22 protein-coding genes and 1 other RNA gene are annotated in these 20,924 nt (G+C 50.3%); 13 read left to right on the forward strand and 10 right to left on the reverse strand.

Annotation, left to right across the window (positions count from 1 at the left end; genetic code table 11):
- Nucleotides 1–43: 43 nt before the first annotated feature.
- Entirely contained in the window at nucleotides 44–382 is a 339-nt protein-coding gene (glnK, locus tag JK211_RS06940; protein WP_038018716.1) for a P-II family nitrogen regulator, read from the forward strand.
- 31 nt (nucleotides 383–413) lie between these two features.
- Nucleotides 414–1,700 (forward strand): ammonium transporter AmtB, encoded by a 1,287-nt coding sequence (amtB, locus tag JK211_RS06945; RefSeq protein WP_212707951.1) that lies wholly within the window; start codon nucleotides 414–416, stop codon nucleotides 1,698–1,700.
- 40 nt (nucleotides 1,701–1,740) lie between these two features.
- Here amtB and JK211_RS06950 read toward each other — a convergent pair whose 3' ends face one another.
- Nucleotides 1,741–2,619, reverse strand: coding sequence for an acyl-CoA thioesterase domain-containing protein (locus JK211_RS06950; protein WP_212707952.1), 879 nt, complete (start codon nucleotides 2,617–2,619; stop codon nucleotides 1,741–1,743).
- A 191-nt stretch (nucleotides 2,620–2,810) separates the two neighbouring features.
- Here JK211_RS06950 and JK211_RS06955 point away from each other — a divergent pair, with 191 nt between their 5' ends.
- Nucleotides 2,811–3,293: a YbaY family lipoprotein gene (locus JK211_RS06955; protein ID WP_212707953.1), complete on the forward strand. Its 483-nt coding sequence runs from the start codon at nucleotides 2,811–2,813 to the stop codon at nucleotides 3,291–3,293.
- Nucleotides 3,294–3,320: 27 nt separating this feature from the next.
- Here the strand turns inward: JK211_RS06955 and JK211_RS06960 are convergent, their stop codons facing one another.
- Nucleotides 3,321–3,635 (reverse strand): MGMT family protein, encoded by a 315-nt coding sequence (locus JK211_RS06960; RefSeq protein WP_212707954.1) that lies wholly within the window; start codon nucleotides 3,633–3,635, stop codon nucleotides 3,321–3,323.
- A gap of 153 nt (nucleotides 3,636–3,788) precedes the next feature.
- On the opposite strand from JK211_RS06960, the gene ffs reads away from it, so the two are divergent.
- Nucleotides 3,789–3,885: signal recognition particle sRNA small type (ffs, locus tag JK211_RS06965), an RNA gene on the forward strand.
- Nucleotides 3,886–4,255: 370 nt separating this feature from the next.
- Here ffs and JK211_RS06970 read toward each other — a convergent pair.
- Both JK211_RS06970 and tomB read right to left on the reverse strand, forming a co-directional pair.
- A complete protein-coding gene (locus tag JK211_RS06970) occupies nucleotides 4,256–4,474 on the reverse strand; it encodes an HHA domain-containing protein (protein ID WP_212707955.1) in 219 nt (72 codons plus the stop codon).
- 17 nt (nucleotides 4,475–4,491) lie between these two features.
- Nucleotides 4,492–4,872, reverse strand: a complete 381-nt coding sequence (gene tomB, locus JK211_RS06975) for an Hha toxicity modulator TomB (RefSeq protein WP_212707956.1) — start codon at nucleotides 4,870–4,872, stop codon at nucleotides 4,492–4,494.
- Nucleotides 4,873–5,640: 768 nt separating this feature from the next.
- Here tomB and JK211_RS06980 point away from each other — a divergent pair.
- From JK211_RS06980 to JK211_RS06990, 3 genes are read left to right on the forward strand one after another with little or no spacing between them, the layout of a single operon-like run.
- Nucleotides 5,641–6,315: a metal ABC transporter ATP-binding protein gene (locus JK211_RS06980; RefSeq protein ID WP_212707972.1), complete on the forward strand. Its 675-nt coding sequence runs from the start codon at nucleotides 5,641–5,643 to the stop codon at nucleotides 6,313–6,315.
- On the forward strand, nucleotides 6,306–7,151 hold the full coding sequence (locus JK211_RS06985; protein WP_212707957.1) for a metal ABC transporter permease: 846 nt from the start codon (nucleotides 6,306–6,308) through the stop codon (nucleotides 7,149–7,151). Before JK211_RS06980 ends, JK211_RS06985 begins: the two co-directional genes overlap by 10 nt.
- A gap of 18 nt (nucleotides 7,152–7,169) precedes the next feature.
- Nucleotides 7,170–8,048 (forward strand): metal ABC transporter solute-binding protein, Zn/Mn family, encoded by an 879-nt coding sequence (locus tag JK211_RS06990; protein ID WP_212707958.1) that lies wholly within the window; start codon nucleotides 7,170–7,172, stop codon nucleotides 8,046–8,048.
- A gap of 47 nt (nucleotides 8,049–8,095) precedes the next feature.
- On the opposite strand, the gene ykgO is transcribed toward JK211_RS06990, so the two are convergent.
- From ykgO to JK211_RS07010, 4 genes are all read right to left on the reverse strand, one after another.
- Entirely contained in the window at nucleotides 8,096–8,236 is a 141-nt protein-coding gene (ykgO, locus tag JK211_RS06995; RefSeq protein WP_212707959.1) for a type B 50S ribosomal protein L36, read from the reverse strand.
- A 5-nt stretch (nucleotides 8,237–8,241) separates the two neighbouring features.
- Entirely contained in the window at nucleotides 8,242–8,505 is a 264-nt protein-coding gene (locus tag JK211_RS07000) for a type B 50S ribosomal protein L31 (RefSeq protein ID WP_212707960.1), read from the reverse strand.
- Nucleotides 8,506–8,674: 169 nt separating this feature from the next.
- Nucleotides 8,675–11,809: an efflux RND transporter permease subunit gene (locus tag JK211_RS07005; protein ID WP_212707961.1), complete on the reverse strand. Its 3,135-nt coding sequence runs from the start codon at nucleotides 11,807–11,809 to the stop codon at nucleotides 8,675–8,677.
- A 40-nt stretch (nucleotides 11,810–11,849) separates the two neighbouring features.
- Nucleotides 11,850–13,019: an efflux RND transporter periplasmic adaptor subunit gene (locus JK211_RS07010; RefSeq protein ID WP_212707962.1), complete on the reverse strand. Its 1,170-nt coding sequence runs from the start codon at nucleotides 13,017–13,019 to the stop codon at nucleotides 11,850–11,852.
- A 175-nt stretch (nucleotides 13,020–13,194) separates the two neighbouring features.
- Between JK211_RS07010 and acrR the strand changes: the two genes are divergently transcribed.
- The gene (gene acrR / locus JK211_RS07015; RefSeq protein WP_212707963.1) at nucleotides 13,195–13,827 is read left to right on the forward strand and encodes a multidrug efflux transporter transcriptional repressor AcrR; all 633 of its coding nucleotides are present in this window, start codon (nucleotides 13,195–13,197) and stop codon (nucleotides 13,825–13,827) included.
- A 19-nt stretch (nucleotides 13,828–13,846) separates the two neighbouring features.
- Here acrR and rsmS read toward each other — a convergent pair whose 3' ends face one another.
- Both rsmS and priC read right to left on the reverse strand, forming a co-directional pair.
- The gene (rsmS, locus tag JK211_RS07020; protein WP_212707964.1) at nucleotides 13,847–14,017 is read right to left on the reverse strand and encodes a pleiotropic regulatory protein RsmS; all 171 of its coding nucleotides are present in this window, start codon (nucleotides 14,015–14,017) and stop codon (nucleotides 13,847–13,849) included.
- Between the two features lie 237 nt (nucleotides 14,018–14,254).
- Complete coding sequence (gene priC, locus JK211_RS07025) at nucleotides 14,255–14,773, reverse strand: primosomal replication protein PriC (protein ID WP_212707965.1); 519 nt, start codon at nucleotides 14,771–14,773, stop codon at nucleotides 14,255–14,257.
- Between the two features lie 340 nt (nucleotides 14,774–15,113).
- On the opposite strand from priC, the gene apt reads away from it, so the two are divergent.
- The 5 genes from apt to htpG all read left to right on the forward strand — a co-directional run bounded on the left by apt (nucleotide 15,114) and on the right by htpG (nucleotide 20,774).
- The gene (apt, locus tag JK211_RS07030; protein ID WP_212707966.1) at nucleotides 15,114–15,665 is read left to right on the forward strand and encodes an adenine phosphoribosyltransferase; all 552 of its coding nucleotides are present in this window, start codon (nucleotides 15,114–15,116) and stop codon (nucleotides 15,663–15,665) included.
- A gap of 185 nt (nucleotides 15,666–15,850) precedes the next feature.
- A complete protein-coding gene (gene dnaX, locus JK211_RS07035) occupies nucleotides 15,851–17,812 on the forward strand; it encodes a DNA polymerase III subunit gamma/tau (protein WP_212707967.1) in 1,962 nt (653 codons plus the stop codon).
- A gap of 54 nt (nucleotides 17,813–17,866) precedes the next feature.
- Nucleotides 17,867–18,196 (forward strand): YbaB/EbfC family nucleoid-associated protein, encoded by a 330-nt coding sequence (locus tag JK211_RS07040; RefSeq protein ID WP_048911719.1) that lies wholly within the window; start codon nucleotides 17,867–17,869, stop codon nucleotides 18,194–18,196.
- A complete protein-coding gene (gene recR / locus JK211_RS07045; RefSeq protein WP_212707968.1) occupies nucleotides 18,196–18,801 on the forward strand; it encodes a recombination mediator RecR in 606 nt (201 codons plus the stop codon). Before JK211_RS07040 ends, recR begins: the two co-directional genes overlap by 1 nt.
- A 98-nt stretch (nucleotides 18,802–18,899) precedes the next feature.
- Nucleotides 18,900–20,774 carry a molecular chaperone HtpG gene (gene htpG, locus JK211_RS07050; RefSeq protein WP_249212906.1) on the forward strand — a complete coding sequence of 625 codons (1,875 nt, stop codon included), beginning with the start codon at nucleotides 18,900–18,902 and terminating at the stop codon, nucleotides 20,772–20,774.
- Nucleotides 20,775–20,924 lie beyond the last annotated feature (150 nt).

The following is a 20,924-nucleotide window of genomic DNA, read 5'->3' on the forward strand; positions in this document are numbered from 1 at the left end:
AGGTTCAGTGCAACTTATAATTTCAATACCCGGAGGGAGTAATATGAAGCTGGTGACCGTGGTCATAAAGCCATTTAAATTAGAAGACGTACGTGAAGCATTATCTTCCGTGGGTATCCAGGGACTGACTGTGACCGAAGTAAAAGGGTTTGGTCGCCAGAAAGGGCACGCTGAACTGTATCGTGGTGCTGAATACAGTGTGAACTTTTTACCTAAAGTTAAAATTGATATTGCTATTGCCGATGATCAGCTAGATGAAGTCGTTGATATTATTAGTAAAGCAGCCTATACCGGAAAAATTGGTGACGGAAAGATTTTCGTTTCTGAATTGCAACGTGTCATTCGTATCCGTACCGGTGAAACAGACGAAGCTGCGCTTTAATTTAGCCTTGGATTACTGAGGGAAGGGAAAAATGAATAAATTTCTGACTAAACTGGCTCTGGCGGGGGCAGCGCTCGCGCCATCGTTTGCCTTTGCCGCACCTGCCGTTGCCGATCAGGCGGATAACGGATTTATGATGATTTGTACTGCTCTGGTGCTGTTTATGTCAGTACCGGGCATCGCTCTGTTTTATGGCGGACTGATCCGCGGTAAGAACGTATTATCCATGCTGACACAGGTTTCGGTGACTTTCTCTCTGGTTGCTGTTATCTGGGTAATTTATGGCTACTCACTGACCTTCGGCGATGGCAATAACTACGTTGGTGGCTTCCAGTGGGTGATGCTGAAAGGGATTGAACTGAAAGCGCTGATGGGCACCATTTATCAGTATATCCATGTAGCATTTCAGGCATCTTTTGCCTGTATTACCGTAGGCCTGGTGCTGGGCGGATTGGCTGAGCGTGTGCGTTTCTCTGCAGTACTGATTTTTACGGTTATCTGGGTCACTCTGTCTTATTTCCCTATCGCGCATATGGTGTGGGGCAACGGCTTACTGGCTCAGGACGGAGCTCTGGATTTTGCCGGGGGGACAGTGGTGCATATTAATGCTGCGATTGCTGCGCTGGTCGGTGCTTATATGCTGGGTAAACGCGCTGGTTTTGGCAAAGAAGCATTTAAACCACATAATCTGCCGATGGTTTTCATTGGTACGGCGATCCTCTACATCGGCTGGTTTGGCTTTAATGCCGGTTCTGCTGCTTCAGCTAACGAAATCGCTGCGCTGGCGTTTCTGAATACGGTTGTTGCTACCGCGGGTGCAGTATTGTCCTGGACGTTTGGTGAGTGGCTGGTGCGTGGCAAGCCTTCATTACTGGGTGCCTGTTCCGGGTTTATTGCCGGCCTGGTTGCCATTACCCCTGCTTGTGGTTATGTCGGCGTAGGCGGTGCACTGATCATTGGTCTGGTTGGCGGACTGGCAGGTATCTGGGGTGTGACATCACTCAAACGTTTCCTGCGTGTCGACGATCCTTGTGATGTGTTCGGTGTTCATGGTGTCTGCGGTATCATCGGTTGTATCCTGACAGGGGTGTTTGCCTCTTCTTCACTGGGTGGGGTGGGTTACAGTGCCGGAGTCACTATGGGCCATCAGGTCTGGGTTCAGATCCTCAGTTGTCTGCTGACGCTGGTCTGGTCTGGCGTTGCTGCGTTTATCAGCTTTAAAGTGGCGGATATGGCGGTCGGGCTGCGTGTTCCGGAAGACCAGGAGCGTGAAGGTCTGGATGTTAACAGCCACGGTGAGAATGCTTACAATCAGTAATGCGAACTCAGGGCTGTAATTAACGGTAGAAAAAGGGCGGTTACCGCCCTTTTTTACTGTGTTTTTTCTGACGTATTATCCCTTCCTGTACTGCAGATGCCACCAGCTGACCGTCCTGACTGTAGAATTCTCCGCGTACAAACCCCCTGCCACCGGAAGCCGAAGGGCTGCTCACGCTGTATAACAACCACTGGCTGAGGTTCACCGGGCGGTGGAACCACACAGAATGGTCAATGGTGGCAACCTGTATATCCGGTTCCAGAAAACCTTTGCCATGGGGCTGTAATGCGACCGGTAAGAAATTAAAGTCAGAGGCATAACTGAGCAGCGATTGCTGCAGGGGCTGATCATCTGGCAACCTGCCGTTAGCTCTGATCCATACCTGGCGGACAGGCTCACTGATCTGCCCTTGTAACGGGTGATGTTGCTGAACCGGACGGATTTCCAGCGGGCGGTCGGCGCTTATCAGGGATTTTAACGCCGCGGGTACGCAGGAACCCGGTTTTCGGGCCAGTTGTTGTTCGCCGGGCAGATTTTCCGGACCATTGATGTCCGGCATCGGGCTCTGGTGTTCGAAACCTTCAGCGTCCGCCTGGAATGAGGCTGTCATGGAGAAAATTACCACATCATTTTGTTGTGCCGTTATCCGCCGTGCACTCAGGTTCTGGCCGTCACGCAGAATTTCCACATCGTAAATCACCGGCAGTTCACTGGACGCTGGCCGCAGAAAATAGCTGTGAAATGAGTGTGCATACCTTCGGCTGTCGGTGGTTTGTTGTGCCGCACTGAGTGCCTGAGCCACCAGTTGTCCGCCAAAAACCTGAGGTAACCCCAAATCTTCACACTCAGCGCAGAACCGCAGACCCTCCTGTTTTACAGGCTGTAGCAAGGTTAGTAAATTTTCTAATGGATTAGCCATAGAGACCTCAGTATATGGCGCGGGGATTTACCAGGAATTTTCTTATAATTTGCCCGCATAATGGTTTTGGCATAAATAAACAGGAATAAACCCGATATTCTGCCAGAATTATCAGAGCACGGTGGCAAGAATGTACTCTTGGGTAATAGCAGAGCACCGTGGTTCATTCTGTTCATAAGGAGACGACATCAATGAAATCTATGCATATTATTAGTGGATTAGTCATAGCCCTGTCTGTGACGGCATGTGCCGATAACACCGGTGTGCCTGCAGGATCGCCTCCGGCACCGGGCATCAGTACTGCGGCCGCACAACCGGTTATTTCCGGGGCTGTATTTATCCGCCAGCGTATTGCTCTGCCGGAAGATGCCGTACTGACGGTGACCTTAGCTGATGCTTCCGGGGGAACCGGACCAACGCGGGTGATTGCACAGAAAACAGAACGCCTTGCCGGACAACAGGCACCTCTCCACTACACACTGCCGTTTAATGGCAGAGAGGTCAGCCCTCAGGGACAGGTATTACTCAGCGCAGCCATTACTCTGAATGGCCGGGTGATTTTCTCTTCCGAGTCCCTGCAACCAGTAACCTCGGGAGTGACACAACGTAAAGACCTGATGCTGGAAGCTGTACCTCAGGTTGCTGTTCCGGTTGCGGCCTCTGCTGCCGGCTGATGATACCTGATGGCTGGTCAGCGGGTGTTATTGCCCTGACCAGCGATATTTTTGCAGGCAAATGATCTGTTGCTGGCTGACATCAATTCCTTCGGCCAGTAATGCCTCACGTTGTCGCAGCAGGTCTGTACCCTGCAAAGAAATTCCTCCCTGCCGGTTTACTACACGATGCCAGGGCAGCTCAGAACCTTCAGGTAATCTTTTTAAGACCGCCCCCACTTGTCTGGCGGCTCTGGAATTTCCTGCCAGCCTGGCAATGTCTCCGTAGGTCGATACCTGGCCGTAAGGGATGGCGGCCACGATTAACCAGACCCGTTCGCGAAATGCTGGTTCGTCTGTCATTGTTTATCCTGAAGAGTGGATCAGAGTAATACAGACAATAACCCGGTCAGGTGTTCAAGAAAACAACGGTTGGCTGTCGCAGGCTTGCAATTAGCCTCTCCATCACTGATAATGCCTGCGCTTTGAGAGATCAGGGCTTTTCAATGGGGACTCTGCTGGTTCTCCCGCAATGCTAACTTGTGAACCCGGTCAGATCCGGAAGGAAGCAGCCGCAGCAGGTGACGCATGTGCCGGGATGTCGCTGGCAGAGGCCCCACCCAAAAGATTCAGTTTCAATACTCCCTGCCAGTTTATCCCTTACTTACCAGACAGTTTCTGTCTCAGAAAATTATTCATCAGTATTTATTAACAATTATCGTTATTACCGTGATGTGCTTTTTATTGTTTGCGGGCACTCGACAGACAGCATAAAGAAATGCGTGCTTTGCTGGTAAGGGCACCGTATACCGGAAAGTCAACCGGTGTGTCCGCCTGACGACCCGCTGTTTTGTTATCTGAATTCCCCGCGAGAAATAATTAACCCCCGCAGGTTTTTTCATTTAATCGTAATAGTGGCCGGGAAAGCAGTTTTTCACTTCAGGCAGGTACTTTGTACAGCATGACGGGAGAGTTAAGATCCGTTATCGTACATACTTCCATACAGTTGCTGGCACTTTATCGTACAATTTATTCATCGTCAGTTCCGCCAGACGGTGGTCTGCGGCTGAATAAAAAACCACCAGATCTTCATCTGATAATTCGTATTTATTTTTTTCGATAACTCTTTCCAGAGTATCAATTGAACGACAGCGTCTCAGACGCATCAGATAATCTGTTTTGGTTAAAGTAGTGTTGCTCATAATAAAACTGCTCCTGGCTAATGTATGACACTATGCCCGTTTTTTTCGCTGAGACGGGTGTCAAAAAATAATCTAAACAACTGGTTTGATGAAGTTTTCCAGAAATTAAAATCCTGTTTATTTACTGTGTAGCCGCTAAATAATGTAAAAGTATCGTCAAGATATTTATCAACCTGTTGAATCAGTAACTCATCTTCACTATGTTTTAATTTATAGAGAATACTGAATGCTGCAATGTGTTCAATCAGATCATGCAGTTGCAGACTTTCTGCCGACGCGGGATCGTTAATCCAGCAGGCTTGTTGCAGGTTGAGAGTTGCAATACTTTCATCAAATAAGTTTTCACACAGGAACTTCAACTGCGCCACATCATACCTTTTAGGTGAGTATTCATCCATCTTTTCCACCTCTTACGAATCTGGCTGAAGACAATTTCAGCTAAAATAGAAAGCTACGGAAGATTCTCAATGACTGATACGCGTTAATCTGAAACTGACATGACCAATACAGGGTTATTGTGTAAATAACACAAACCATATCACTGTGAACAGCGGGCATGTAATTCTGACCGCGGATAAAAAAATAAGTTTAACTGTCTGCTGAATTTTTATTACGGATACAGCAACTGGTTTTTATTTTATTAAAAACTGACATTACAACGGAGACAAACCTTAGTCAGTGTTTATCCGGATGATAAAGGCTGATAGCTTATAGTATGTACCCTGTTTAAGCAGAGCGCCAGACTGACTGCCCAAAACCGTCATTTTAAACTAAAGCTACCACCTGCAGCCTGAATCTATCAATAAAGACTTTTCTTAAAATACAACGAAGTTAAACGGCCTTACACGCTGCAATTAAAATTACACAATACAGATCTGGTTGTGGTTGTTTATATTTCACAGTTACAAGCTAAACACCGGGCTGTGCCGTGACTTCGGCAGTTTACCCGACATCTGCTGCCAGCGGAAGACTATGATATTTAGATACACTTATTTTCTTTATTTCACCGCTCTCAATGCTTAATATGTAATGTTATAACGTTATTTTGTCATGCCATGGTGTTCTATGATAAGCAGTCCATTACTCTGTTCCGCATTACTGCGTTTATTGATGGCCAGCGGGGTGATCTGTGTTTTGATTATCGCCGTAAGCTGGGGTGTGAACGGATGATCAGGTTTAATGCCTGCCAGGCAGGCTACGGGAAGCAGGTGGTGACACCGGTGGTCGACGGGGAAATCCTCCCCGGAACGCTGACGGCATTGGTCGGTGTGAATGGCTGTGGAAAATCTACCCTGTTAAAAACAGTGGCCGGATTATTACCGGCGGTTTCCGGTGAATGCAGGGTATCACTGGCGCGGAAAAAAATTGGCTGGCTTCCGCAGCGTAGCGAATTAGAACGGCAGTTTCCGTTAACCGTTTTCGAACTGGTGGCTATGGGGTGCTGGCCGGCAACCGGGTGGTTTCGTGGCATCAACCGTCAGTTACGCCACCAGATTATGCAGGCTCTGGCGGCAACAGGTATGGAAAATTTTGCAGATGCAAGACCGGCGATGTTATCCGGCGGGCAACTGCAGCGGGTTTTATTTTCCCGTTTACTGATGCAACAGAGTGAATTATGGCTGCTGGACGAACCTTTCAGTGGTATTGACCAGCAAACTATCATTTCACTGATGACATTAATTCATCAGCAGCAGCGCTCAGGAACCACCATTGTGGTGGTATTGCATGACCAGCGACTGGTTGAGCAGAATTTTCGTCAGGTATTATCGCTGGAAGGAGAGAATGCCTGCTGGTATAGCTCTGAAAGTGAGCAGCAAGGGACATTGCGTTTATGTTGTTAGTTCAGCCTTTTATCGAATTTGCTTTTATGCGCAAAGCACTGGTTGCCTGTGCTGCTATTGCGATCAGTGCCACCCCGCTGGGGGTATTTCTCTCTCTGCGGCGGATGAGCCTGGTGGGCGATGCCCTTTCTCATGCTGTATTACCCGGCGCCGCGTTGGGATATCTGATTTCCGGACTGTCACTGGTCGCCATGGGTATTGGCGGATTGATCGCCGGGCTATCTGTTGCCCTGTTATCCGGGGTCGTCAGCCGTTTTACTCCGTTAAAAGAAGATGCCAGCTTTTCCGGATTTTATCTGGGTGCACTGGCACTGGGCGTGACTCTGATTTCATTGCGCCGCTCAGGGGTTGATTTATTAAATGTGCTTTTCGGTTCTCTGCTGGCAGTTAATAGTCAGGCACTGATTATGGTGGCTGCTATTTCTGCGGTCAGTCTGCTGGTCCTGGCGGTGATTTACCGTCCGCTGGTGATTGATGCATTTGATCCGCATTTCCTGCAGATGCAGGGCAGGTGGCATGCTCCGCTGGTGCACGGTATTTTTCTTATTCTGGTCGTGATGAATCTGGTGGCCGGATTTCAGATCCTCGGGACGTTAATGTCTGTCGGGTTAATGATGCTGCCGGCAGCAAGTGCCAGATTCTGGAGTCAGCGGCTGGAAAAAATACTGCTGACCGGTATTTTTATTGCCATTCTCTCTGCGTGGTTAGGTTTATCTGCATCATGGTATCTGTCTTTACCTGCAGGCCCTGCCGTTATTTTATGTGCCACAGGGTTTTTCTTTATTTCGGTATCTATTGGTCCCTGTGGCGGGATCTTCCGGCGTACCGCGGGCTGATAATTACAGGAACATCTGATGAAAAAATTGATTCCGGCCTTACTGGCTTGTTGCGCTGTTTTTACTCCGGCAGCAATGGCCGGTACCGTCCACGTCGTCGCCAGCTTTACAGTACTGGCAGATATGGTCAGGCAAATTGGCGGGCAGTATGTTGAGGTTAAAAGCCTGGTCGGGCCGGACGGCGACCCTCATACCTTTGAACCGGCACCACAGGACAGTGTTGCTCTGGCTAAGGCCGATGTGGTGGTAATCAGCGGATTAGGTCTTGAAGGCTGGATGGAACGTCTGATCCGGGCATCCGGTTATCAGGGGAAAGTGATTGTTGCTTCTCAGGGGATTACTCCGCTGACCATGACAGAAAACGGCAATAAGGTGACGGATCCCCATGCCTGGAATAGTATGGCTAACGGGGTGATTTATGCGCGTAATATCAGTCAGAGTCTGCAACAGGCAGACCCGCAGGATGCTGCTGAGATCCGGCGACAGGGGGATGCCTATATCCGGCAACTGGAAAGTCTGGATCATTGGGCACAGAGTAAATTTGCCGCTATTCCGGCCAGTAAACGGCTGGTATTAACCAGTCATGACGCCTTTGGCTATTTCGGCGACCGTTACGGGGTAAAATTCGTCTCGCCGATTGGCTTTAATACTGATGAAGAAGCCAGCGCATCCGGTGTGGCGGCCCTGATTAATCAGCTAAAAAGTACCGGCATTCATCGCTACTTTATAGAAAATCAGACCGATCCACGGCTGGTTCAGCAAATTGCCGCCGCAGCCGATGCTACTCCCGGCGGAGAACTGTACCCTGAAGCGTTATCTGACGAGCGAGGACCGGCAGCGACTTATCAGCAGGCTTTCCGTCTGAATGTCGATCAACTGCTGAAAAGTATGCAGTAACTGCGCCTGTAAAAAAGCGGCCTTTAGCAGGCCGCTTTATATCGTGTTCAGCGTTTCTTTTTTCTGCCCTGGACAGCGTTAAAGCGCGGGTTTGATTTACAGATCACAAATACCCGGCCATGGCGACGGACCAGTTTACAGTCAGGGTGTCGCTGTTTTGCAGACTTCAGGGAACTGAGTACCTGCATATCTGTTACTCCGCGGTTTTACTTCCCAGGAAACGGCCGTAACGCTGCTGGAATTTGGCGGCGCTGCTGTCCTGAGAAATAGTTTTCTGTTTGCCCGTATAAAAGCTGTGAGACGCTGAAGAGACGTCTAAGGTGACATATGGGAAAGTTTCCCCCTGGTATTCAATGGTCCGTTCGGTTTTGATGGTTGAACCGACCTTAAAATATTCATTCGCTGATGTATCGTGAAACACTACCGGGCGGTAGTAAGGATGGATATCTGGTTTCATTACTGCCTCTTAATTGTTATGTTATAACATAACTGCATTATGGCGATGACCACGGATGAAGGCAAGTGCTAAAAACGATTGTTTTACAGCATCAGGGGGGAGTGACTGAATTAAAGGAAAAAAAAGAGGCTGCATCTGCAGCCTCCTGAGTGTGTTTTACCGGAAACGGTTATTTCTCTGTGTGTTGTTCCGTGGTTTTACTGTTGCCAAAACGGCGGCGAACCACAACAAAGAACACCGGAACCAGGAAGATAGCCAGGCAGGTTGCGGTAACCATACCACCGATAACCCCGGTACCTACTGCATTCTGGGAGCCGGAACCTGCACCGGTACTGATGGCCAGTGGCAGTACCCCAAGGATAAAGGCCAGTGAGGTCATCAGAATTGGGCGCAGACGCATACGTACGGCTTCCAGGGTCGACTCAATCAGTCCTTTACCGTCTTTATCCATCAGGTCTTTAGCAAACTCAACGATCAGTATGGCGTTTTTCGCTGACAACCCGACGGTAGTCAGTAGTCCGACCACGAAGTACACGTCATTACTTAATCCCCTGAGAGTGGTGAACAGCAAGGCACCAATAATACCCAGCGGAACCACCAGCATGACAGAGAACGGGATAGACCAGCTCTCGTACAGTGCTGCCAGGCACAGGAACACGACAATCAGCGAGATAGCATATAACGCCGGCGCCTGGTTACCTGACATCCGTTCCTGATAAGACATACCGGTCCACTGGTAACCGATACCGGCAGGCAGTTTCGACGCCATTTGCTCCATCAGCGCCATGGCTTCACCAGAGCTTTTGCCCGGTGCCGGCTGTCCGAGGATTTCCATTGATGGTAAACCGTTATAGCGCTCCAGGCGTGGCGAACCGTATTGCCATTTCGCCGAAGAGAAGGCAGAGAAGGGTACCATCTGTCCGCCGGAGTTACGCACGTACCATTTATTGATATCGTCCGGCAGCATACGATCGCTGGCCTGTGACATCACATAGACTTTTTTCACGCGACCGCGGTCAATAAAGTCGTTGACGTAACTACCGCCCCAGGCAGAGCCCAGTGTGGTATTGATATCAGAAATAGATACGCCAAGTGCGTTAGCTTTTTCCTGATCAATCATCAGTTTGTACTGCGGTGTATCTTCCAGCCCGTTAGGGCGGACACCCACCAATACATCCGGATGCTGGGCAGCCATACCTAACAACTGGTTACGTGCTTCAGTCAGTTTTTCATGGCCCAGGTTTGCCTGGTCGATAAGTTCAAAGTCAAACCCGGTGGCATTACCCAGTTCGATAATTGCTGGCAGGTTAAACGGAATAACAAAAGCATCTTTGATCTGACCTAAAGCGGCCATTGCCCGTCCGGCAATCGCCGGTACCTTATTGTAACTGCCGGAGCGTTCATCCCAGGGTTTCAGGCTGACAAAGGCAATACCGGTGTTTTGTCCGCGGCCGGAGAATCCGAAACCGTTAACCGTAAACACAGACTGCACATTATCTTTCTCTTTGGTCAGGAAGTAGTTGGTGATCTGATCCATGACCTTCTGAGTACGTTGCTGGGTGGCTCCGGCCGGTAACTGCGCCTGGGCCAGCAGCAGGCCCTGGTCCTCATCCGGCAGGAAGGAACTTGGCAGTTTGGCAAATAACCATACCATCCCGACAACAATGACCAGGTAAACCACCAGATAGCGCCCGGTACGGCGAATAATGTGGCTGACACTGTTAACGTAGTGGTTAGTACTCTTGTCAAAAATACGGTTAAACCAGCCAAAGAAACCTTTGTCTTTGGCATGATCACCGGGTTTCACCGGTTTCAGGATAGTTGCACATAATGCAGGCGTCAGAATTAAGGCAACCAGCACTGACAGCACCATCGCAGAGACAATAGTGATGGAGAACTGACGGTAAATAACCCCGGTAGACCCGCCGAAGAAAGCCATCGGGATAAATACGGCCGACAGAACCAGTGCGATACCGACCAGTGCTCCCTGAATCTGTTCCATCGATCGTTTGGTGGCTTCTTTCGGGGGGAGCCCTTCTTCAGCCATCACACGTTCGACGTTCTCCACCACCACGATGGCATCATCCACCAGCAAACCGATGGCGAGTATCAGCCCGAACATCGTCAGGGTATTTATCGAGTAACCGAAAGCATTCAGGATGGCAAAGGTACCCAGTAATACCACAGGAACCGCGATCGTCGGGATCAGCGTTGCGCGGAAGCTCTGCAGGAACAGATACATGACCAGGAACACCAGCACGATAGCTTCGAACAGGGTTTTTACCACTTCAAAGATAGAAATCTTAACAAATGGCGTGGTGTCATACGGGTAAACGACTTTCAGGCCGTGGGGAAAGAAAGGTTCAAGCTTAGTCAGCTCTGCTTTCACCGCAGCCGCAGTGTCCAGCGCATTCGCCCCGGTAGCCAGTTTAATCCCTAAACCTGCAGCAGGCTTGCCATTATAGCGGGCGATAACTTCATAGTTTTCCCCCCCCAGTGCAACCTTCGCCACATCTCCCAGCGTCACCCTTGAACCATCGGTGTTAACTTTTAACAGGATTTTGCTGAATTCTTCAGGAGAGGTCAGCCGGGTCTGGGCAATGATTGATGCATTAAGCTGCTGACCAGGCACGGCAGGAGTACCACCTAACTGTCCGGCCGCTACCTGGGCGTTCTGGGCTTTAATTGCAGCAATAACATCAACCGGAGTCAGCTGATAGTTATTCAGTTTTGCCGGGTCCATCCAGATACGCATCGCATACTGGGCGCCGAACAACTGGGTATCACCTACCCCGGGAGTACGGCTGATAGGATCCTTAATGTTGGATGCCACATAGTCGGCAATATCATTCTGGTCCATGCTGCCGTCAGTGTTGACGAAGCCGGCAACCATCAGGAAACTGCTGGAAGACTTCTCAACGCTGATCCCTTGTTGCTGTACTTCCTGAGGCAGTAATGGCGTTGCCAGCTGAAGTTTGTTCTGTACCTGAACCTGGGCGATATCCGCATCGGTTCCGGCAGAGAATGTCAGGGTTAACTGCAATGTCCCGGAAGAGTCACTGCTGGAAGACATATACAGTAAACCATCAATCCCGTTCATATTTTGTTCTATGACCTGGGTAACGGAATCCTGTAAAGTTTTTGCATCAGCACCCGGGTAAGTTGCCTGAATCTGAATGGCCGGAGGAGCAACCGCAGGGTATTGCTCAATCGGGAGATTCAGAATCGACAACGCGCCCGCCAGCATCACAATGATGGCGAGGACCCATGCAAAAATCGGGCGATCGATAAAGAACTTAGCCATGAATCAGTGGCTCCTGTTAATACGAAAATTTTTCAGAGAATTACTGTGCATTACTGTCAGAGGTCGCGTCTGGTTTCACTTCCTGTGGTGTGACCTGAGCACCTGCTCTGGCACGCTGCAGGCCGACAGTAATGACTTTGTCACCGGATTTCAGTCCCTGAGTCACCAGCCACTGATCGCCAATGGCCTGGGCTGCCGTTACCTGACGGACTTCGACCTTATTATCACTGCCAACCACCATCGCCGTTGCCTGTCCGGTCGGAGTACGGGTTATGGCTTGCTGTGGTACTAACAAGGCATCAGGGTTGGTCCCTTCTTCCAGTCTGGCGCGGACAAACATACCGGGTAACAGTGTATGGTCAGGGTTCGGGACAATTGCCCGTAAAGTAATGGAACCGGTGGTCTGGTCAACAGTGACGTCGGAAAACTCCAGAGTCCCGGTATGCTTAAAGACAGAACCGTTATCCAGAACCACAGAGACTTTAGCTTTGCCATTGACCTGCTGTAACTGGCCGGATGCCAGCTCGGAGCGCAGGCGCATAAACTCATCACTCGACTGGGTAACATCGACATACATCGGGTCCAGTTGCTGAACGGTTGCCAGCGCAGTGGTCTGACCATTCTGCACTAACGCACCTTCAGTCACAGAAGATTTACCGATACGCCCGGAAATAGGAGAGCTGACTTTGGTATAGGCGAGGTTAATACGGGCCGATTCTACCGTGGCTTTTGCTGATTGTACTGCGGCAGCATTTTGTGCCGCGGTGGCAACCGCCGTATCATAATCCTGCTGACTGATATATTTGGTGCCAAGTAATGGCTGATAGCGGCGTACGGTCAGATTAGCGATACGGGCATTCGCCTGAGCTTTGGCTAAATCACCGAGGGCACTGTCATACGCGGCCTGGTAGGTTGCCGGATCAATCTGATATAACGACTCCCCGGCCTTGATATTACTTCCCTCAATGAAATTACGTTTCAGGATAATACCGGAAACCTGCGGACGAACTTCCGCGACCCTGTAGGCCAGCGTACGGCCTGGCAATTCAGTGGTAATGTTCAGAGGGGCTGTTTGTAACGTAACCACACCTACTTCCGGGGCAGCCTGCTGACCGGATTGTTGTGTGTTGTTATCACACCCGGTGAGTGCCACGCTCCCGGAAAACATCAGGATGGCCGCCAGAGGTGACAATCCTCTGTTCTTTTTCATAAATAAACCTCTAAGTATCCGGAATTGATCGAGCCACAGCCCTGAAGTATAGCGGTCTGTAGCTGTGTAATTATACAAACCATGTTATAGTACATATATACATGAATGTATGTAAATCCTTATATTGCCCTCTGGCAGGGTATATAACCCCTGATCCTATAAAGACAAACTTTCTATGGCACGAAAAACTAAAGAACAGGCGCTGGAAACCCGAAATCAAATTCTTGATGCTGCGCTCCACTGCTTTTCCACACACGGGGTGTCTTCTACCTCCCTGTCAGATATTGCAACCCGGGCGGGGGTAACACGCGGGGCGATTTACTGGCACTTCAAAAATAAAATCGACATCCTTAATGAGATCTGGCTGCAATGTGATGAGCATCTGGATGAACTGGAACTGGAATATCAGAAACAGTACCCGGATGATCCTCTTGCACAGATGAAAGCTTTACTTGTCACACTGTTACAATCTACGGTGAAAGATCATTCACGGAGAGCATTGATGGAAATTATATTCCATAAATGCGAGTTTGTCGGGGAAATGGAAACATTCCAAAAAATACAGCAAACCGTGTTATTGGAATGTTACCCAAAGATCGAAGCTTCATTACGTAAATGTGTATCCGCAGGTCAGCTTCCCGAAAAACTCAACACCCGCCAGACCGCAATTATTATGCGCAGCTATATCAGCGGACTGATGGAAAACTGGTTATTTACACCGGCGAGTTTCGACTTAGAAAAGGATGCGCCAGAGCTGGTCGAAGCTTTTATTGATATGCTTCGTTTTAGTCCGGCGCTACAGAAATAAGCCGATGACACCAGTTGTTTTATCCCGCTGGTGTCGCTTTCTGTTCTTCATTATCCCGCCTGGCGATATAATCCTTTTTGACAATTTCCAGGGCACTTAGCACCACCTGTGCCGGTACCTGGTTTTGTTCCAAAAGCATAATTAAATCAACAGCAAGTTTGACCTCTTCAGGTGCAGATTCCAGCGACATAAAGTTAACCTGTTATGTAAAAAAGTGATTTACCGGTATGTGCGATCAACCGGGGTTAATTGATATTGCCGGTCATTGTTACCCCTGCCGGAATTAAGGAAAAATACAGGCAAGGCGGTGTCTGATGGTTAACCATGGCCTTTCCGGAAACCGGGTCACAGACACCTTGCGGGCAGCCCCTGAGAACAGTGACCAACTATAGCCAGTCAGGCTGATGCATTTCAATATCGGGAGGAGTTAATTACGCAGGGATGCCTGCCAGTGGCTCTCACGTAAAGCGTGACGACAGCGGGCCAGACGCTGCTCAAGGACAGAGATATGTTCTGCAATAAGCTGCTGTTGTTGCAGGGTATCGGCGGTATTCAGTTGCTGTTCCTGTTGTTCTATCATCTCGCACAGGCGTGCTTCATAGCCACGTTGTTGCTGATATTTATCAAACCAATAGCTGGCGCTGGTCGCGGGCGCGGGCTGACGACTGTCCAGACTACTGAGTTCCCGTTGCATGGCCTGGCACTGATCAACCATCCGTTGTGATAACCATTGAAAAGGGGGCGACTCACTATCAGACATTGCTTGCAGGGCCAGCAGATGGCAGCGAATTTGCTGAATATAGTCCAGTAATCGGTGGCCGCGATCAGCAAATAACAGGGGGTCAAAACGTTTTTCCCGGCAAACAGGATTACCTGCCAGCTCCGCCTGCTGCTGTAACTGTGCTAATAAGCGCCTAAACTGGGTGATAACTTTTTCTTTCTTCATGTTCTTTATTTATGTCCGGGATGACCTGTTAGCAAAATGACTGGCGCAGCAATGATAACTGCCGGTCACTGACACTGTCGCAGTTATTTCCCGGGAGGCCTTCCCGCACAGAGCGATTGCTTATCAGACAGGGAGTGATTATTGTAATCAGACGTCCCCGGGTGCTGAAAGGCAGTATAAAAAAGCACAAGTCGGGTGTCTGAGGTTGCAATTGTTTTGCAGTTTGCTTAGATTTGTCCGTTTTCGTGTGCAGTCCCCCCGAATATAACGTTACCGGCCAGCTTATTTTAGCGGACCGGTCGGGTCTGCGCGTTACTGAGAATTCACCAGGCGTACCATTATGAGCGTAACTGAGCAACAGCTTGAATCGATTAAAAACAGCATTAAAAGTGTTCCCGACTATCCGAAACCAGGGATCCTTTTCCGTGATGTTACCGGACTGCTGGAAGATGTAAAAGCCTATTCAGCGACCATTGATCTGCTGGTTGAGCGTTATCGTGGCAAAGGTATTACTAAAGTTGTGGGTACCGAAGCCCGTGGTTTTTTGTTTGGTGCTCCGGTGGCTTTAGGGCTGGGTGTAGGTTTTGTTCCGGTACGTAAACCCGGCAAATTACCCCGTGAAACCTACCGTGAAGAATTCACTCTTGAATACGGTACGGATGTGCTTGAAATGCATACCGATGCAGTGAAACCAGGCGATGTGGTACTGGTTGTCGATGATTTGCTGGCGACCGGTGGTACCATTGAAGCGACTGTAAAACTGATCCGTCGTGCCGGGGCTGAGGTACATGATGCGGCTTTCGTGATTAATTTATTTGACCTCGAAGGGGAGTCCCGTCTGGAAGCGATGGGTATTAACTGCTTCAGCGTGGTTAACTTTCCCGGCCACTGAGTTACCTGTTCCCCGTATCTGCCTGTGACCTAAACTTATAGGCAATGGGCCGGGTGGCTGATACACTAGGCAGCGCAATAACGGGGCCGGAATGTCCCGTTATCCGCCGCTATAGATTCGAGATGCAGTGGCGCCAGATTGGGGTGCTGCATGATGTGTTAACCCTATCCAGTGACTAAAATTCCATGAGTTATCAGGTTCTTGCGCGAAAGTGGCGGCCTCAGGTTTTTGCTGATGTTGTCGGCCAACAGCATGTTTTGACCGCGCTGGCCAATGGTTTGTCATTGGGCAGACTCCACCACGCTTATCTTTTTTCCGGTACCCGCGGCGTGGGAAAAACCACCATTGCCCGGCTGCTGGCCAAAGGGCTGAATTGTGAGCAGGGCATTACTGCCACACCCTGTGGTCAGTGTGAAAACTGCCGTGAGATTGAACAGGGGCGGTTCGTTGATCTGATTGAGATCGATGCGGCTTCCCGGACTAAAGTCGAAGATACCCGGGATCTGCTGGATAATGTGCAATATGCACCGGCCCGCGGACGTTTCAAAGTTTATCTGATCGATGAAGTACATATGCTGTCGCGGCATAGCTTTAATGCGTTACTGAAAACGCTGGAAGAGCCGCCGGAGCATGTCAAATTCCTGTTAGCCACCACTGATCCGCAAAAATTACCGGTGACCATTCTCTCCCGCTGCCTGCAGTTTCACCTGAAAGCACTGGATGTGGAACAAATCAGTCAGCAGCTGACCCATATTCTCAGCCAGGAACAGATCCCCGCAGAGGCCAGGGCATTGCAGTTACTGGCGCGTGCAGCTGATGGCAGTCTGCGTGATGGCCTGAGTCTTACGGATCAGGCGATTGCCATGGGGCAGGGTGCTGTGACCACCGATACTGTTGCTGCGATGCTGGGGGCACTGGACAGCAGTCAGCCACTGGCCTTAATTGAAGCTCTGGCCAGCGGCGAGGCTGAGGCGATGATGGAGCAGCTGCAACAAGCGGCCAGCCGAGGTGTAGAGTGGGAAGTGCTGCTGGTAGAAATGCTGCGTTTGTTACATTGCATCGCAATGCTGCAACTGTTACCGGGCACACTGAATGAAGAGTTTGTTGCCAGTGAACAGCAACTGCGTGAACTGGCGAGAAAATTACCGCCGGAAGAAGTACAGCTTTATTATCAGACATTGCTGATGGGCAGGAAAGATCTGCCACTGGCCCCGGACCGTCGTATGGGGGTGGAAATGACACTGCTGCGTGCGCTGGCTTTTCATCCGCTGGCGGTGACTGAACCTCGCAGCGCTGAGCCGTTCAGGGGGCCTCAGACAGCGGCGCCTGTCGCCGTATCAGCACCCGCGGCCGCTTCCCCGGTGGCCTCTGTGACCGGCAGCCGGCCGCAACAGAGTACGGAACCGGAGAAAGCACCGGAGAAAACACCGGCGAAAGCAGATACCACCAGCCAGCTATTACAGGCCCGTACCGAGCTATTGCGCAGGGGGGCCTCCGGCGCAAAAAAGACTGAGCCGGCGGTGCCTGACGCGCAGCCGGCGCAGAGTGCACTGCAGCGACTGGCCGCAGTGACCGGGCAGGGACGCCAGGCCCGGTCAGCCAAAACTTCCGCGGGCAGTCAGCCGGAGAAAAAAGAAAGTTACCGCTGGACGACCCGGCAACCGGAGACAGAGAGTACTCAGCCGGTGGCGACGCCGAAAGCATTACGCAGCGCACTGGAACATGAAAAAACACCGGAACTGGCTGCCAGACTGGCGGATGAAGCACAACAGCGTGATGCATGGGCCGCAGAAATTGCCAGCCTGACACTGCCGAAACTGGTTCAGCAACTGGCGCTGAATGCCTGGAAGCAACAGCAGGGTAATGCAGTGTCTCTTCATCTGCGTTCGTCCCAAAGTCACCTGAATTCGCCTTCAGCCCGTAAGGTACTGGCGGAGGTTTTATCTGCCGCGGCAGGTGAAACGGTTGAACTGACTATCGAGACCGATGATAATCCGGCAGTACTGACGCCACTGGAATGGCGGCAGGCGATTTATGAAGAAAAGCTGACGCAGGCGCGCCAGTCGATGGTCAATGATCCTTATATCAGGACATTGCAGACGTTATTCGATGCGGATCTGGATGAGGAAAGCATCCGGCCCGTGTAATCATGCTGCAGGTCATCATCAGGATGGCTGTGGCCTAAGCAGAGAGAGAGAACTATGTTTGGTAAAGGTGGTCTGGGCAACTTAATGAAGCAAGCCCAGCAAATGCAGGACAAAATGTCTCAGGTTCAGGAAGAGATCGCTGCACTGGAAGTGACCGGAGAGTCCGGCGCTGGTCTGGTAAAAGTCACCATCAATGGTGCACATAACTGCCGCCGTGTAGAAATTGATCCAAGCCTGCTGGAAGATGACAAAGATATGCTGGAAGACCTGGTTGCTGCGGCATTTAATGATGCAGCGCGCCGGATTGAAGAGACCCAGAAAGAAAAAATGGCGTCGGTATCTTCCGGTATGCAACTGCCTCCCGGCTTTAAGATGCCATTCTGATGCAGACAAGCCCGCTGCTGGAATCCCTGATGGAATCCCTGCGTTGTCTGCCCGGTGTCGGGCCTAAGTCAGCGCAGAGAATGGCTTTTCACCTGTTACAGCGAGATCGTAGCGGCGGGATGCGTCTGGCGCAGGCGCTGACCCGCGCGATGTCGGAAATTGGTCACTGTGCTCACTGCCGGACATTTACCGAGCAGGAGATGTGTACTATTTGCACTAATCCACGGCGTCAGCAAAATGGAGTCATCTGTGTGGTGGAAAGCCCGGCGGATATCCATGCTGTGGAGCAGACCGGCCAGTTTTCCGGACGCTATTTTGTCCTGATGGGGCATTTGTCGCCATTAGACGGTATCGGGCCCGGTGATATCGGGCTCGATCTGCTGGAACAACGGTTGCAGAACGAAGCCATTACTGAGGTGATTCTGGCGACCAACCCGACCATTGAAGGTGAAGCTACCGCCAATTATATTGCCGAACTTTGTCGTCAGTATTCGGTGGAAGCCAGCCGCATTGCTCACGGTGTCCCTGTCGGCGGTGAACTGGAAATGGTTGACGGTACGACCCTGTCACATTCTCTTGCCGGACGGCAAAAGTTCAAATATTAATCGCTTGCTGATGTTCCTGTTGAACATCAGCTTGAAATTCTGCATATCATCCCCATCTAACATCCAGACATTAGTTAATCCTGATTTTTGAGGTATCAATGACAATGAAAGGACAAGAGACTCGTGGTTTTCAGTCAGAAGTAAAACAACTTTTGCAGCTGATGATCCATTCGCTCTACTCAAACAAAGAGATCTTTTTGCGCGAGCTTATTTCTAACGCCTCTGATGCGGCAGATAAGCTTCGTTTCCGTGCCCTGTCTGACGCCGGCCTGTATGAGGGGGACGGTGATTTACGGGTCCGTATCTCAACAGACAAAGAAAAGCGCACTCTGACTCTGAGTGATAACGGTATCGGTATGAGCCGTGAGGAAGTTATTGACAACCTGGGGACCATTGCTAAATCAGGTACCCGTGCTTTCCTTGAGTCAATGGGCTCTGATCAGGTAAAAGACAGCCAGCTGATTGGTCAGTTCGGGGTGGGCTTCTACTCGGCATTTATCGTTGCCGATAAAGTGACTGTCCGTACCCGGGCGGCAGGTGCACCTAAAGAAGACGGTGTGTTCTGGGAGTCTGCCGGTGAAGGTGAGTACACCCTGGCCGATATCGAGAAAGCGGATCGTGGTACCGAAATTACCCTGCACTTGCGTGAAGGTGAAGACGAGTTCCTCGACAGCTGGCGGGTGCGTAATATTGTCAGCAAATATTCTGACCATATCGCGTTACCGGTTGAGATAGAAACCAAAGATGAAGAGAACGATACAACCCACTGGGAGAAGGTGAATAAAGCTCAGGCTTTGTGGACCCGTAATAAGTCAGATATTACTGACGAAGAGTATAACGACTTCTATAAACATATTGCCCATGACTTCACCGATCCGCTGATCTGGAGCCATAACCGCGTTGAAGGTAAACAGGAATATACCAGTCTGCTGTATATCCCGGCCCAGGCACCATGGGATATGTGGAACCGTGATCATAAACACGGACTGAAACTGTATGTTCAGCGTGTATTTATCATGGACGATGCAGAACAGTTTATGCCGAACTACCTGCGTTTTGTCCGCGGTCTGATAGATTCAAACGATCTGCCGCTGAACGTATCCCGTGAAATTCTGCAAGACAGCCGTGTTACCCAGAGCCTGCGCAGTGCTCTGACCAAACGTACCCTGCAGATGCTGGAAAAACTGGCCAAAGATGATGCCGCCAAATACCTGCAATTCTGGAAAGCGTTTGGTCTGGCACTGAAAGAAGGTCCGGCCGAAGATTCATCGAATCTGCCGGCAATTGCTAAACTGTTGCGCTTTGCATCGACCCATAACGACAGTTCAGAACAGACAGTGACTCTGGAAGACTACATCAGCCGGATGGCGGACGGTCAGGAGAAAATCTATTACATCACTGCTGATAGTTACGCTGCTGCGAAAAACAGTCCGCATCTGGAATTGTTCCGCAAAAAAGGCATCGAGGTGCTGTTGCTGTCTGATCGCATCGATGAGTGGATGATGAGCTATCTGACGGAGTTTGATGGTAAATCTTTCCAGTCGGTCAGCAAAGCCGATGATTCACTGGATAAACTGGCCGACGAAGAAACCGACCAGCAGAAAGAAAGTGAAAAAGCACTGGAACCTTTTGTTGAACGTGTGAAAACGCTGCTCGGTGACCGGGTGAAAGACGTGCGCCTGACCCACCGTCTGACGGATACCCCGGCGATTGTGGTGACTGATGCCGATGAAATGAGTACCCAGATGGCGAAGCTGTTTGCAGCTGCAGGCCAGGATGCACCGGAAGTTAAATATATCTTTGAAATTAATCCGGACCATCCGCTGGTGAAACAGGCGGCAGAGACCACTGATGATGCCCGTTTTGCTGACTGGACTGAATTACTGCTGGATCAGGCCCTGTTCGCTGAACGCGGGTCACTGGATGATCCTAACCAGTTTATTCGTCGTATGAACCAGTTGCTGCTGGGATAATTCGCCTCTTCAGGCCATTATTCAGATAACGGCAGTCAGATAGCGCACCCTTATACCGGGTGCGCTTTTTTTTGGTTCATCGCGTTTTACCGGGGAACGCTGCTTTTATCTTCAGGAAGAAGTATTCATTATCCCGGTATCCATATGCCA

The organism is Tatumella sp. JGM130 (assembly GCF_018257525.1).
Taxonomy (GTDB): domain Bacteria; phylum Pseudomonadota; class Gammaproteobacteria; order Enterobacterales; family Enterobacteriaceae; genus Tatumella; species Tatumella punctata.

Coding starts and splice junctions, on each gene's coding strand:
- glnK (WP_038018716.1), top strand. CDS start 44: ATGAAGCTGGTGACCGTGGTCATAAAGCCATTTAAATTAGAAGACGTA.
- amtB (WP_212707951.1), top strand. CDS start 414: ATGAATAAATTTCTGACTAAACTGGCTCTGGCGGGGGCAGCGCTCGCG.
- JK211_RS06950 (WP_212707952.1), bottom strand. CDS start 2,619: ATGGCTAATCCATTAGAAAATTTACTAACCTTGCTACAGCCTGTAAAA.
- JK211_RS06955 (WP_212707953.1), top strand. CDS start 2,811: ATGAAATCTATGCATATTATTAGTGGATTAGTCATAGCCCTGTCTGTG.
- JK211_RS06960 (WP_212707954.1), bottom strand. CDS start 3,635: ATGACAGACGAACCAGCATTTCGCGAACGGGTCTGGTTAATCGTGGCC.
- JK211_RS06970 (WP_212707955.1), bottom strand. CDS start 4,474: ATGAGCAACACTACTTTAACCAAAACAGATTATCTGATGCGTCTGAGA.
- tomB (WP_212707956.1), bottom strand. CDS start 4,872: ATGGATGAATACTCACCTAAAAGGTATGATGTGGCGCAGTTGAAGTTC.
- JK211_RS06980 (WP_212707972.1), top strand. CDS start 5,641: ATGATCAGGTTTAATGCCTGCCAGGCAGGCTACGGGAAGCAGGTGGTG.
- JK211_RS06985 (WP_212707957.1), top strand. CDS start 6,306: ATGTTGTTAGTTCAGCCTTTTATCGAATTTGCTTTTATGCGCAAAGCA.
- JK211_RS06990 (WP_212707958.1), top strand. CDS start 7,170: ATGAAAAAATTGATTCCGGCCTTACTGGCTTGTTGCGCTGTTTTTACT.
- ykgO (WP_212707959.1), bottom strand. CDS start 8,236: ATGCAGGTACTCAGTTCCCTGAAGTCTGCAAAACAGCGACACCCTGAC.
- JK211_RS07000 (WP_212707960.1), bottom strand. CDS start 8,505: ATGAAACCAGATATCCATCCTTACTACCGCCCGGTAGTGTTTCACGAT.
- JK211_RS07005 (WP_212707961.1), bottom strand. CDS start 11,809: ATGGCTAAGTTCTTTATCGATCGCCCGATTTTTGCATGGGTCCTCGCC.
- JK211_RS07010 (WP_212707962.1), bottom strand. CDS start 13,019: ATGAAAAAGAACAGAGGATTGTCACCTCTGGCGGCCATCCTGATGTTT.
- acrR (WP_212707963.1), top strand. CDS start 13,195: ATGGCACGAAAAACTAAAGAACAGGCGCTGGAAACCCGAAATCAAATT.
- rsmS (WP_212707964.1), bottom strand. CDS start 14,017: ATGTCGCTGGAATCTGCACCTGAAGAGGTCAAACTTGCTGTTGATTTA.
- priC (WP_212707965.1), bottom strand. CDS start 14,773: ATGAAGAAAGAAAAAGTTATCACCCAGTTTAGGCGCTTATTAGCACAG.
- apt (WP_212707966.1), top strand. CDS start 15,114: ATGAGCGTAACTGAGCAACAGCTTGAATCGATTAAAAACAGCATTAAA.
- dnaX (WP_212707967.1), top strand. CDS start 15,851: ATGAGTTATCAGGTTCTTGCGCGAAAGTGGCGGCCTCAGGTTTTTGCT.
- JK211_RS07040 (WP_048911719.1), top strand. CDS start 17,867: ATGTTTGGTAAAGGTGGTCTGGGCAACTTAATGAAGCAAGCCCAGCAA.
- recR (WP_212707968.1), top strand. CDS start 18,196: ATGCAGACAAGCCCGCTGCTGGAATCCCTGATGGAATCCCTGCGTTGT.
- htpG (WP_249212906.1), top strand. CDS start 18,900: ATGACAATGAAAGGACAAGAGACTCGTGGTTTTCAGTCAGAAGTAAAA.